This is a genomic window from Arthrobacter halodurans, assembly GCF_041877255.1.
GTDB classification, from domain to species: Bacteria; Actinomycetota; Actinomycetes; order Actinomycetales; family Micrococcaceae; genus Arthrobacter_N; species Arthrobacter_N halodurans.
Window position 1 is genome coordinate 17,988 of sequence record NZ_JBHDLJ010000007.1, and the last position, 11,976, is coordinate 29,963.

Below are 11,976 nucleotides of genomic sequence, written 5' to 3' on the forward strand. Positions count from 1 at the left end.
CGGGGCCCTGCGCGTGCGGGCCGGCCGCCCGCTAGGCCTCGAACTTGTAGCCGAGCCCCCGCACCGTCACCAGGTGCACCGGATTCGAGGGGTCGGGCTCGATCTTGGATCGGAGCCGCTTGACGTGGACGTCGAGGGTCTTGGTGTCCCCGACGTAGTCGGAGCCCCAGACCCGGTCGATCAGCTGGCCGCGGGTGAGCACGCGGCCAGCGTTGCGCAGGAGCATCTCCAGCAGCTCGAATTCCTTGAGCGGCATCGGGACGCGCTCCCCTCCAACGCTCACCACGTGCCGCTCGACGTCCATGCGGACGGGGCCCGCCTGCACCGTCGCCGCGAGCAGCTCCTCGGGCTCGCCCTGCCGCCGCAGGACCGCCCGGACGCGCGCGACCAGCTCCCGGGAGGAGTACGGCTTCGTCACGTAGTCGTCGGCCCCGAGCTCCAGCCCGACGACCTTGTCGATCTCCGAGTCCTTGGCGGTCAGCATGATGACCGGCACGCTCGAGCGCTGCCGCAACTGCCGGCACACCTCGGTCCCCGGCTGCCCGGGGAGCATCAGGTCCAGCAGCACCAGGTCCGCCCCGGCGCGGTCGAACTCGGCGATGGCGTCGATGCCGTTGTCGACGACCTGCACCTCGAAGCCCTCCTTCTCCAGGAGGTAGGACAGCGGGTCGCTCAACGACTCCTCGTCCTCCACCACCAGAATGCGGGTCAACGGCTTCCTCCTTCTCGCGGGGCGCTCCGTGCGCCCTCGGTGTCGGCGCCGGCCGGCAGGATCTCCGGCTCGGCGCCCTCTTCGTACATGGGCAGTCGCACGGTGAAGGTGGACCCCTGTCCCGGCTGGGACCAGACGCGCACCTCGCCGCCGTGGTTGGACATGACGTGCTTGACGATGCTCAGGCCCAGGCCGGTCCCGCCCGTCTGGCGCGACCGGGCGGCGTCGACCCGGTAGAAGCGTTCGAAGATGCGGTCCTGCTCGTCCTGCGGGATGCCGGGCCCCTGGTCGGTCACCGAGATCTGCACCAGCCCGTCGCGCGACCGGATGCCGACGCCGACCGTCGTCCCCTCGGGCGAGTACCGGATGGCGTTGTCGATGAGGTTGCGGAACGCGATCATCAGCAGGTCCGGGTCGCCGAAGACCCGGGCGTCGGACCGCCCCCCGACGGAGATGGTGATCCGCTTGGACTCGGCGGGGAGCTTGTTGCGGTCCACCGCCTCGCCCAGCACCGCGTTGACGTCCACGACGCGCCCCTGGAGCACGACGTCGGTCCCCTGCAGCCGGGAGAGCTCGATGATGTCCTGCACCAGCGCGGACAGGCGCCCCGCCTCCTTATGGAGCCGGGAGGCGAAGCGGCGGATGGCCACCTCGTCGCCGGCCGCGCCGTCGATGGCCTCGGCGAGCAGGGAGATGGCGCCGACCGGGGTCTTCAGCTCGTGGGACACGTTGACGACGAAGTCGTTGCGCATCGCCTCCGTGCGGGTGATCTCCGTGCGGTCGTCCGCGAGCAGCAGGATGTACTCGTCGCCCAGCGGCGCGACCCGCACGTTGACGACGATGGCGCCCTGGCCGAGGGGGCCGCGCGGCAGCTCGAACTGGCGCTCCTCGATCACGCCGTCGGCGCGGACGCGCCGCGCGATGGCGAGCAGCTCCTTGTGCACGATCGTGTGCCCCCGCACCAGCCCGAAGGCGTAGGCGGCCGGGTTCGCGCGGACCACGCCGTCGACGTCGTCGACCACGACGTACGCGCGGCCCACCACGGACAGGATCTCCGCGGAGCCCTCGGGAAGGCTCGGCTCCCCGACGTCGGCCAGCATGGTGCGGCGGCGCTGGCTGGACCAGTAGGCCAGGAGCCCGCCGACGCCGAGGGCGAGGCCCACCAGGCCGGACACCACGACGATCAGCGCATCATTCACCCGACCAGCGTAGCCCCCGCGAAACCGCCCGGCGCGATCCGCTGCGGGAGGGCGCCGGGGCGTTCACGCAACGTTCACCTTGCCGGGCGCGACGGTTCATCTAGTACTGTCACTGTAAGCGTTGAACTGGACCGTCCCCCGTCGGGGATGCGGTCCGCAGGCTATGAAAGGACGCGTCAGTGCGCAAGGTTTTCCATGCCGAGCTCCAGTCCATTGGTGAGGAACTCATCCACATGTCCGAGCTCGTGGCCGAGGCCATGGAGCGGGCCTACGAGTCCTTCGACACGGCGGACACCGAGCTCGCCCAGGAGGTCATCGCCGGCGACGCCAAGATCGACTTCCTGCAGAACCAGCTGGACGAGCGCGCCATCGACGTCCTCGCCCTACAGGGACCCGTGGCGTCGGACCTGCGGATGATCGTGGGCTCGCTGCGGATGAGCGCCTCGCTTGAGCGGATGGGCGACCTGGCCCGGCACATCGCCCAGCTGGCCCGCCTGCGCTACCCGCAGCCCGTGGTGCCGGAGGGCATCGCACCCGTGTTCCGCGAGATGGCCGGGCTGGACGTGCAGATCGCCCGGAAGCTCGGCGAGCTGCTGGAGACGCGGGACCTCCAGTTCGCGCGCGAGATCATCGCCCTCAACGCCAAGATCGACGAGCTGCATGCGGCCGTGTTCAAGGCGGTCGCGGATCCGTCGTGGACCGAGAACGCGCCGACGACGGCGGACGTCACCCTGACCAGCCGCTACCTGGAACGCTACGGCGACCACGGCGTCTCCGTGGCGCGCAAGGTCAACTACCTCGTCACCGGCGAGTGGGACCCGGCCGCCACCGAGCTCTAGACCGCAAACCCGGTCCCCGCGGACGCGCTCCGCGGCCGGGCCTGCTACGTGCAGCGCCAGACGGCAGGACCAGGCACGGCAGAGTCATACACAGCAGGGCCAGACACGACAATGGCGCCCACCACGCGGTGGGCGCCATTGCCGTGTCGGCTTGGGTTGCGTCCGGGCTAGTGGCGCCCCTGGCTGGCGACGGCCTTGATGGACTCCTCGGCCGCGGAGGGGTCCAGGTAGCGCCCGCCGCGGGCGACGGGCCTGAAGTCCTCGTCCAGCTCGTAGACCAACGGGATGCCGGTGGGGATGTTCAGCCCGGCGATGTCCTCGTCGCTGATGCCGTCGAGGTGCTTGACCAGCGCGCGCAGCGAATTGCCGTGGGCGGCGACGAGCACCGTCTTCCCCGCGGCCAGATCCGGCTTGATCTCGTCCTCCCAGTACGGGAGCATGCGCTCGAGGACGTCTTTGAGGCACTCGGTGCGCGGGGCGTCGGCACCCAGCTCCGCGTAGCGGGGATCGTGGGCCTGGGAGAACTCCGAGTCGTCGTCCAGCGGCGGCGGCGGGGTGTCGTAGGACCGGCGCCACTGCATGAACTGCTCCTCGCCGTACTCGGCGAGCGTCTGCGCCTTGTCCTTGCCCTGCAGCGCTCCATAGTGGCGTTCGTTCAGGCGCCAGCTGCGGCTGACCGGGATCCAGGTGCGGTCGGCCGCCTCGAGCGCCAGGTTGGCGGTGATGGTCGCGCGCTTGAGCACCGAGGTGTGGAGGACGTCGGGCAGCAGTCCGGCCTCGGCGAGCAGCTCGCCGCCGCGGATGGCCTCCCGGCGCCCCTGCTCGGTGAGCGTGACGTCGTACCAGCCGGTGAACAGGTTCTTCTGGTTCCAGTCGCTCTGCCCGTGGCGGAGCAGGATCAGGGTGTAGGTCATGGCACCATCCTAACTTTGGCCGGGGCGATGTCGGCCAGCATGACGCGCGCGATGTCGCCCGCCTACGATGGTGCGGTGGTGCGGAAGGCGGAACGACTCGGCGCGGGGCACGGCCCCGCGCGTCCGGTGGGCAACGCGACCCGCGGAACCACCCATCCCCACCGGATGCGACGCGTGGACCGGTGGATGACCGGGCCCGAGGCGTGGCGGTGGCGGGCCGCGCAGACCCCGGTCGCCGTGGACCTGGGCTACGGGGCGTCCGCGACGACCGCCGTCGAACTCTTCGAGCGCCTGCGCGCGGTGCGCGGCGACACGCGGCTGGTGGGCCTGGAGATCGACCCGGCGCGGGTCGCCGCCGCGCGCCCCCTCGAGCGGGCCGGGCTGGAGTTCCGCGTCGGCGGGTTCGAGGTGCCGGTGCGCCCCGATCCCGTCTTCATCAGGGCCTTCAACGTGCTGCGCCAGTACGACGAGGCCGACGTCCCGGCGATCTGGGCCGCGCTGGCGTCGCGGCTGGCGCCCGGGGGGCTGCTTGTCGAGGGCACCTGCGACGAGATCGGGCGGCGGGCAGTGTGGGTGGGCGTGGAGGCCGGCGGACCCGCGACGCTGAGCCTCTCGCTGCGCTTCGGTGCTTTCGCGCTGCCGTCCGACGCCGCGGAACGGCTGCCGAAGGCCCTCATCCACCGCAACGTCCCCGGCGAGCGGGTCCACGACTTCCTGCGCGCCGCCGACGCCGCGTGGCTGGGGGCGGCGCCGCTGGCGTCCTTCGGCAACCGGCAGCGCTGGATTGCCATGTGCCGGACGCTCCGCGCCGCCGGGTGGCCCGTGCGCGACAGCGTCGCACGCTGGCGGCTGGGCGAGCTCACCGTCGCCTGGGATTGCGTGGCGCCCCGCTCCGGAGGCCTCGCGCTGCCGTGAGCACCGGCCGCTCGGGGTCGCGCCGTCCCGAACGGCGCCGGCCTCGGCGCGGTTCGCGGCGTCTAGTAGTTGTAGTAGCCGGTGCCCTTGCCCGAGACGTTCGGGCGCACGTCGGCCAGGTAGACCGCCGCGATGCACGCGGCGATCAGCTGCAGGAAGCCGCCGCCGCTGCCGAAGAAGAAGCTGAAGACGCAGACCGCGGCGGACGCGCCGGCGAGCCCCATCCAGAACCCCTTGGTGCGCTTGCCTTCGCGCAGGTAGTTGTTGGCCGGGTGCCGCAGGCTGTCCACGAAGGCCCAGACGGCCAGCACCAAGGCAACAAGACTCAGCGCCTGGAACAGGTAGTACTCGAAGATCAATGCCATAGCCACGAGGCCCAGTGTAGACGGCGACGGCCCGCGGGACAGCGAGGCGCGGCACGGCGTGCTTCGCGCCGCGCGCTCCCGCGACGGCCGGCCGGCCCTTGCCTGGCTAGGCCGCCGGGCCGGGAGCCAGGGCGTCGAGGGCCCGCCGCAGGTCGTTCCAGAGGTCCTCGACGTTCTCGATGCCGACGCTCAGCCGGACCAGGTTCTCCGGGACGGACTCGGGCTCCGACGCGTGGCGCCGCCGACGCTCGGCGAGCGACTCGACACCGCCGAGGCTGGTGGCGGGCGTCCAGAGACGGAGCGCGGTCAGCATCCGCTCCGCCGCCTCGGCGCCCCCGGCCACGCACACGGCCAGAATCGAGCCGAATCCGTCCATTTGCGCGGCCGCCCGCGCGTGCCCGGGATCCCCGGGAAGCCCCGGATACCGCACGGACTCGATCGCCGGGTGGTCCGCCAGGCGGCGCGCCAGCTCGGCGGCGCTGGCCGAGGAGCGGTCGATGCGCAGCGCCATGGTCCGCAGCCCGCGCAGCGTCAGCCACGCCTCGAACGGCCCGGCGATGGCCCCGTGCAGGGTCCGGTGCCGCTGCAGGCTCGCGCGCAGCTGCGGATCCGACGTCACGACGGCCCCCAGCACGACGTCGGAGTGCCCGCCGATGTACTTGGTCGCCGAATGCACGACGACGTCGGCGCCCAGTTCCAGCGGCCGCTGGAGCAGCGGGGTGGAGAACGTGTTGTCCACGACGGTGAGCGCCCCGGCGGCGCGGGCGCCCGCCGCCAGCGCGCGCAGGTCGGCCACCTCGAGCATGGGGTTCGTCGGGCTCTCGAGCCAGAGCATGTCCGCCCCGTCGAGCAGGGACAGCGTGGCCTCCGTGTCCTCGATGTCCGCCAGGCGGACCTCCAGCCCCGTCCGCACGATCAGGTCCTGCACCAGGCTGAGGCTTCCGTTGTAGCTGTGGCGCGGGATGACCAGGACGGCCCCGGCCGGGGCCAGGGACATCGCCGACGCCACCGCCGCCATGCCCGACGCGTAGACGAGCCCCGGCAGGGCGGCGCGCTCGAGCTGCCCCAGGGCCTCCTCCAGGGGGTCCCAGGTGGGGTTGGAGTAGCGCCCGTAGACGCGCTCCCCCTCCTCCGGCGCCACGGCGCCGAAATAGGTGGAGGTCAGGACGATGGGGTGGTTCACCGGCTGGTCCGTGACGCGGGGCGGGCGGCCCGCGGAGACGACGAGGGTGTCGGGGGCGATGTCCCCCGGATGGGAGTGGTCGGCGTTCGGCTGCATGGGACGAGCCTAGCCCGCGGCGATCTCCCCAGGGCAAGCCGCGGCGACGTGTGACCGCGAAGGTTCCGGATAGGCTGGGCGGGTGAATGCGCAGCAGAGAAGCACCGGGCCGGCCGGCCTGCTCATCGTCTTCGAGGGCGGCGACGGCGCGGGCAAGTCGACCCAGGCCTCGCTGCTGGCGGAACGGTTGACGGCCGCCGGCCGCACCGTGGTGCGCACCCGCGAGCCCGGCGGGACGCCCATCGGCGAACGGCTGCGCGCCCTCGTCCTGGACCACGGCCACGGCCCCGTCGACGCGCGCACCGAGGCGCTGATGTTCGCCGCCTCGCGGGCCGCGCACGTCGAGCAGCTCATCCTCCCGGCGCTGGACGCCGGGTCCGTCGTCGTCTGCGACCGCTACATCGACTCGTCCGTCGCCTACCAGGGCGTCGGCCGGGGCCTGGGCACCGACGACGTCCTGCGCGTCAACCGCTGGGCCACCGGCGGCCTGCTGCCCCACCTGACGGTGCTGCTGGACGTGGATCCCGCGGCCGGGCGCCTGCGCCGCACGGCCGGGCAGGCCCCCGAGGACCGGCTCGAGTCCGAACCCGACGACTTCCACGCGCGCATCCGCGGCGCGTTCCTGGATCTCGCCGCGGCCGACCCGGCCCGCTACCTCGTGCTGGACGCCGCCGCCCCGGTGGACGAACTCGCGGCGGCCGTCGCCGCGCGGGTGGACGCGCTGTGAGCGTCTGGGACGACCTGCCGGGCCAGGAAGCCGCCGTCGGGCAACTGCGCCGCGCCGCCGCCGACGGAACGCCGACCCACGCCTGGCTGTTCACCGGTCCGCCCGGCTCCGGGCGCTCCAACGCCGCCCGCTCCTTCGCCGCCGCCCTCCAGTGCGCCGCGCCCACGCCGGGGGACCGGGGCTGCGGCGAGTGCCAGGCGTGCCGCACGGTCATGGCCGGGACGCATCCCGACGTCTCGCTCGTCGCCACGGAGAACGTCACCTACGCGATCGCCGACGTCCGCGAGCTGATCGGGCGGGCGCAGGACCGGCCCTCCGGCGGCAAGTGGCGCGTGATCATCATGGAGGACGCGGACCGCATGACCGAGCGGACCACCAACGTGCTGCTCAAGTCCATCGAGGAGCCGCCCCCGCACACCGTGTGGATCCTCTGCGCGCCCAGCCCCGCCGACGTCCTCGTCACGGTCCGCTCGCGTTGCCGCAGCGTCGGCCTCCGCGTGCCGTCCCGGGACGCCGTGGCCGAGCTGCTGGTGCGCCGCGACGGGTTGACGGCCGACCAGGCGGAGTTCGCCGCGCGCGTCTCCCAGGGGCACATCGGAATCGCGCGCCGGCTGGCCCGCGACGAGGGCGCCCGCCTGCGCCGGGACCGGACCGTCCGCCTGCCGCTGGGCCTGCGCGGCGTCTCCGACGCCGTGCTCGCCGCCGCGGAGCTCGTGGAGCTCGCGACGGCGGAGGCCACGGCCTCGGCGGAGGAACGCGGCGCCGCGGACGCCCGGCAGCTGCGCGAGACGCTCGGCCTGGCCCCGGACGCCGCGGTCCCGCCGCAGCTTCGCAGCCAGTTCAAGCAGCTCGAGGAGCTCAACAAGCGCCGGGCGCGGCGCGGCGCGAACGACTCGCTGGACCGCGCGCTGATCGACCTCACGACCTTCTTCCGCGACGTCCTCGCGGTGCAGCTCGGGACGGGGACCGAACTGGTCAACGACTACCTCGCGCGGGAACTCCGCGCCTACGCCGGCCGTTCCACCGCAGAGCAGACGTTGGCCCGCATCGACTACATCGCCGAGGCGCGCGAACGGATCGCCGCGAACGTCCAACCGCTGCTGGCCATGGAGGCCATGATGGCGGGCCTCCTACCCGCCCGCTAGCACGACCACCGCCCCGGCCGCCACCGACCACCAGCACCCAGGAGCACCGTTGACCTTCCATCGCCCGTCCCTGAGGGCCGCCGCCGCCGCGGTGACCCTGCTGCTCCTCGCGGCCTGCGTGCCCGGCGGCCCGACCGAACCGGCGCCCGATGGTGCGCCCGACGGCGCGCCGGGGGGCACCGCCGCCCCCGCGTCCCCCGGCGACCCGACGACGATGCCGCCGGCCCCGGCCGGACTCGAACGGTTCTACTCGCAGCAGCCCGAGTGGACCACCTGCGAGGACACCTTCGACTGCGCCGAGGTCGAGGTGCCCCTGGACTACTCCCGCCCCGAGGCGGAAACCATCCGCCTGTCCCTCATCCGCAAGCGCGGCACCGATCCGCGCGGCACACTGCTGGTCAACCCGGGCGGGCCCGGCGCCTCCGGCGTCGACCTGGTCCGGGCCTCCGTCGCCAACACGTTCTCCACGGAGCTGCGCAGCGGCTACGACGTCGTCGGCTTCGATCCCCGCGGCGTCAGCCGCTCCGCGCCCGTCACCTGCCTCACGGACGCCGAGCGGGACGCCCGCCGCGCCAGCCAGCCGGACACGTCCACCCCGGAGGGCCTGGAAGAGGTCCGGCGCGCCGCGGCCGACTACGCCCAGGCCTGCGAGTCCAAGACGGGGGTGTCCCTGGCGTTCGTGGACACCGTGAGCGCCGCGCGGGATCTGGACATCCTGCGCGCCGTGAACGGCGACGCCAGCCTGAACTACCTCGGCTACTCCTACGGGACGAAGCTCGGGGCGACCTACGCCTCGCTCTTCCCGGACAACGTCGGCCGCATGGTGCTGGATGGAGCCCTGGACCCGGCGCTGAGCAACGAGGAGATCACCCTCGGCCAGGCGACGGCGTTCGAGTCGGAGATCCGCGCCTACCTGGCGGACTGCCTCAGCGCGCCCGGGTGCCCCTTCGACGGCGACGTCGACGACGCGCTCGAGCAGCTGCACCGGCTGTTCGCCGACATCGAGGAAAACCCGCTGACGGCCGCCGACGGCCGCGTGGTGCCGATCGGGGACTTCGTCGGCGGCTTCATCGTGCCGTTCTACGAGGACGCCCTGTGGCCACGACTGTCGATGGCCCTCGCCGGCGCCCTGGCCGGGGACCCGACGGAGATGCTCGCCCTGGCCGATGCCGGCGCGGGCCGCGAGGCCGACGGCAGCTACACCGGGAACCTCAACGACGCCTTCGCGGCCATCAACTGCCTCGACTACCCCATGACCACCGACCTGGACGAGCAGGAGGCCGACGCCCGGCGGCTGGAGCGGGCCTCCCCCACCATTGGCCGGTACCTGGCCTACGGGGGCACGCAGTGCGAGCCGTGGCCCTTCCCCCCGACCGGCACGCCGGAGCCCGTCTCCGCACCGGGCGCGGCGCCGATCGTGGTGATCGGCACCACCGGCGATCCGGCGACCCCGTACGCCTGGGCCGAGGCCCTGCGCGAGCAGCTGGAGTCCTCCGTCCTGGTCACCTACAAGAGCCACGGGCACACCGCCTACGGCCGCGGCGGGGAGTGCATCACCAACGCCGTGGACGCCTACCTGCTCGACGGGACCGTCCCGGAGGACGGGCTCACCTGCTGATCGGGACACGGCCCCCGGCCGCCGTTTTGACCACTCCCGAACCGCTCCTATAAAGTAGGTGACTGCGGCCCGATGGCCGCGGTTGCCTCCTTAGCTCAGTTGGTAGAGCGTTTCACTCGTAATGAAAAGGTCGCCAGTTCGATTCTGGCAGGAGGCTCCATCCAGAAGGCCGTTTCCCCACCGGGGAGGCGGCCTTCTTTGCGCGCCGCTTCGCCCCGGAAGGCCCGAATGCGGCGATATCCACTAGGCGACAACTCGCCTATGCGGGAATGATCCACAGCCCGCGCGCGACCGTAGGCGGACACCGGAGACCACGTTCGGCGGGATTTTTTTTGCCGGGCCTTCGCCGCCTGCCGCGCCACGGAGGGTCCGCGCGCACCGACCGGGCCGAACCTCCCACCGCGGGCGTCGCATAAGCCCCGCCACTAGGACAAACACGGAGCAGGACCCCGCGCCGCGGGCCAGGAGACCCCGCCCGACGCCCTCGGCCAGCACTCCTCGCCCGGCGGGAACCGCGCCCGTTGCCGGTCCGCGCCGACCCTCGGACCGGGTGCGCAACGGCCTTTCATGGGTGATACTCATGGGACCACTGTGCTTCCTGTTACTAGTGTTGTTCGACACGCTGTCCTGACTTGCGTCTATTCGGGGCATCGACTCGTTGCGGGAAGCAACCGAAATGATGTGGTGTTGCCACTTTTTCCATCAAGGAGAACCACCTTGAAGTTCCATCCCACTCGCACCATCATGTCCGCGGCCGCGGTCATGACCCTGGCGCTCGGCGCCCTCGTCGCAGGCCCGCCAGCCACGGCGGCCATCCCCCTACCCACGGCCGCGGCCGACAGTTCGCTGGCCAAGGCCCTCAAGTGGGTCAACCCGCTGAAGGCCGACACCTACCGCTTCTCGTCCACCCACGGCCCGCGCTGCATTCCCGTGATCGGCGGTTCCACGTTCCACCTCGGCCAGGATCTCGGGGCCGCCAACAACGCCCCCATCTACGCCGCGGCCAGCGGCAAGGTCTCGAAGCTCCGCAGCGGCACGAGCAACCTCTCCGGCTACATCGTGATCGACCACAACGACAACGGGCGGAAGATCCAGACCGCGTACTACCACATGTGGTCCGCGTTCACCCACGTGAAGCTCGGCCAGACGGTGAAGGCCGGACAGCAGATCGGCAGGGTCGGCAATTCTGGGCCGTCCACTGCCCCGCACCTGCACTTCGAGGTGTGGGACGGCGCCTGGTACGGCGGCGCCGCCGTCGAACCGGTCTCGTGGCTGAAGCGCAAGGGGGTGGACATGAAGGGCGACGCCTCGCTGGTGTACCCCGACTACACCCCGACGCTCTGCACCTACTACGCGGCGAAGGCCACGGCGCTGAAGTCCACGCCGTCGTCGACCGCATCGACGCTGCGCACCCTGTCGGCCAACGCCGTCCTGGTGTCCAAGCCCGGAACCCTGACCAACGGCTACGTCCCGGTCACATCGGGCGGCGTGACGGGCTGGGTCGAGCGCTACGCGGTGAGCCCGCGCCGGCTCGGGACGGTTGCCCCCGTCTCCTCCGTGATCATCCCGACGATCACCCACAAGGCGTCCCAGGGCGTGGGCTTCAGGACCACGGCCGCGCTGAACCTGCGCAGCCGCCCGCAGACGGGGACCGTCCTGAAGACCGTCCCGAAGGCCGCGACCGTGGTCGGGGTGGGGGCGGCGACGCGGGATCTCGCGTGGATGAAGGTCCGCTCCGGTTCGACGACGGCGTGGGCCTCCACGAAGTACCTGAAGCGGATCGTCGCCGCGCCGGCGGCCGTCAAGACCGTCGCCTCGCTCCGCGGCCAGACCTACACGATCCAGACGAACCTGTTCCTGCGCAAGGCCGCGGTCACGGGCGCCACGATGAAGATGATGTCCAAGGGCACGAAGGCCGTGGGCACCGGCAAGGCCACGCTCAACGGCGGCTGGGTCCAGATCAAGCACGGCTCCATGACGGGCTGGGCCTCCGCCGCCCACCTGAAGAAGTCCGCGCCGAAGCCGGTCGTCAAGACGGCCACGACGGCGGTGAACCTGCGCAAGGGCGCCAGCACGCGGCACACCGTGGTCGCCACGGTCCGCAAGGGGCAACGCGTCACGCTCACCGGCGGAAAGTCCGGCACGTGGGTGCAGGTCAAGTACGGCACGAAGTCGGGCTGGATGAGCGCGAAGTACCTGCGCTAGGCCCGAGCCGGGGCCCCTCCGTTCGCGGCGGGCGTCCCGCGCGTGGAAGGGGGCGTCC

Annotated in this window: 11 protein-coding genes and 1 tRNA gene; 7 read left to right on the forward strand and 5 right to left on the reverse strand. The window is 72.2% G+C overall.

The features are described 5' to 3' along the window. Positions 1-31: 31 nt before the first annotated feature. The gene (locus ACETWP_RS09920) at positions 32-712 is read right to left on the reverse strand and encodes a response regulator (RefSeq protein ID WP_373972082.1); all 681 of its coding nucleotides are present in this window, start codon (positions 710-712) and stop codon (positions 32-34) included. Then, positions 709-1,911: a sensor histidine kinase gene (locus ACETWP_RS09925; RefSeq protein ID WP_373972083.1), complete on the reverse strand. Its 1,203-nt coding sequence runs from the start codon at positions 1,909-1,911 to the stop codon at positions 709-711. The genes ACETWP_RS09920 and ACETWP_RS09925 overlap by 4 nt, the downstream gene beginning before the upstream one ends. A gap of 179 nt (positions 1,912-2,090) precedes the next feature. Between ACETWP_RS09925 and phoU the strand changes: the two genes are divergently transcribed. Continuing rightward, complete coding sequence (gene phoU, locus ACETWP_RS09930) at positions 2,091-2,750, forward strand: phosphate signaling complex protein PhoU (RefSeq protein ID WP_373972084.1); 660 nt, start codon at positions 2,091-2,093, stop codon at positions 2,748-2,750. 167 nt (positions 2,751-2,917) lie between these two features. Here phoU and ACETWP_RS09935 read toward each other — a convergent pair whose 3' ends face one another. Continuing rightward, positions 2,918-3,664, reverse strand: a complete 747-nt coding sequence (locus ACETWP_RS09935; protein ID WP_373972085.1) for a phosphoglyceromutase — start codon at positions 3,662-3,664, stop codon at positions 2,918-2,920. 75 nt (positions 3,665-3,739) lie between these two features. Between ACETWP_RS09935 and ACETWP_RS09940 the strand changes: the two genes are divergently transcribed. Further along, positions 3,740-4,579, forward strand: coding sequence for a class I SAM-dependent methyltransferase (locus ACETWP_RS09940; RefSeq protein ID WP_373972086.1), 840 nt, complete (start codon positions 3,740-3,742; stop codon positions 4,577-4,579). A 62-nt stretch (positions 4,580-4,641) separates the two neighbouring features. Here the strand turns inward: ACETWP_RS09940 and ACETWP_RS09945 are convergent, their stop codons facing one another. Both ACETWP_RS09945 and ACETWP_RS09950 read right to left on the reverse strand, forming a co-directional pair. Beyond that, complete coding sequence (locus ACETWP_RS09945) at positions 4,642-4,944, reverse strand: DUF2516 family protein (protein WP_373972245.1); 303 nt, start codon at positions 4,942-4,944, stop codon at positions 4,642-4,644. Between the two features lie 106 nt (positions 4,945-5,050). After that, positions 5,051-6,223 (reverse strand): trans-sulfuration enzyme family protein, encoded by a 1,173-nt coding sequence (locus tag ACETWP_RS09950; RefSeq protein WP_373972087.1) that lies wholly within the window; start codon positions 6,221-6,223, stop codon positions 5,051-5,053. An 82-nt stretch (positions 6,224-6,305) separates the two neighbouring features. On the opposite strand from ACETWP_RS09950, the gene tmk reads away from it, so the two are divergent. The 5 genes from tmk to ACETWP_RS09975 all read left to right on the forward strand — a co-directional run bounded on the left by tmk (position 6,306) and on the right by ACETWP_RS09975 (position 11,918). Then, positions 6,306-6,950 (forward strand): dTMP kinase, encoded by a 645-nt coding sequence (gene tmk, locus ACETWP_RS09955; protein WP_373972088.1) that lies wholly within the window; start codon positions 6,306-6,308, stop codon positions 6,948-6,950. Next, entirely contained in the window at positions 6,947-8,095 is a 1,149-nt protein-coding gene (locus ACETWP_RS09960) for a DNA polymerase III subunit delta' (RefSeq protein WP_373972089.1), read from the forward strand. Before tmk ends, ACETWP_RS09960 begins: the two co-directional genes overlap by 4 nt. A 49-nt stretch (positions 8,096-8,144) precedes the next feature. After that, complete coding sequence (locus ACETWP_RS09965; RefSeq protein WP_373972090.1) at positions 8,145-9,713, forward strand: alpha/beta hydrolase; 1,569 nt, start codon at positions 8,145-8,147, stop codon at positions 9,711-9,713. A gap of 84 nt (positions 9,714-9,797) precedes the next feature. After that, positions 9,798-9,873 (forward strand) — tRNA-Thr (locus ACETWP_RS09970). A 557-nt stretch (positions 9,874-10,430) separates the two neighbouring features. Next, the gene (locus ACETWP_RS09975; protein WP_373972091.1) at positions 10,431-11,918 is read left to right on the forward strand and encodes an SH3 domain-containing protein; all 1,488 of its coding nucleotides are present in this window, start codon (positions 10,431-10,433) and stop codon (positions 11,916-11,918) included. The last annotated feature ends 58 nt before the right edge of the window (positions 11,919-11,976 follow it).

Coding starts and splice junctions, on each gene's coding strand:
- ACETWP_RS09935 (WP_373972085.1), bottom strand. CDS start 3,664: ATGACCTACACCCTGATCCTGCTCCGCCACGGGCAGAGCGACTGGAAC.
- ACETWP_RS09945 (WP_373972245.1), bottom strand. CDS start 4,944: ATGGCATTGATCTTCGAGTACTACCTGTTCCAGGCGCTGAGTCTTGTT.
- ACETWP_RS09950 (WP_373972087.1), bottom strand. CDS start 6,223: ATGCAGCCGAACGCCGACCACTCCCATCCGGGGGACATCGCCCCCGAC.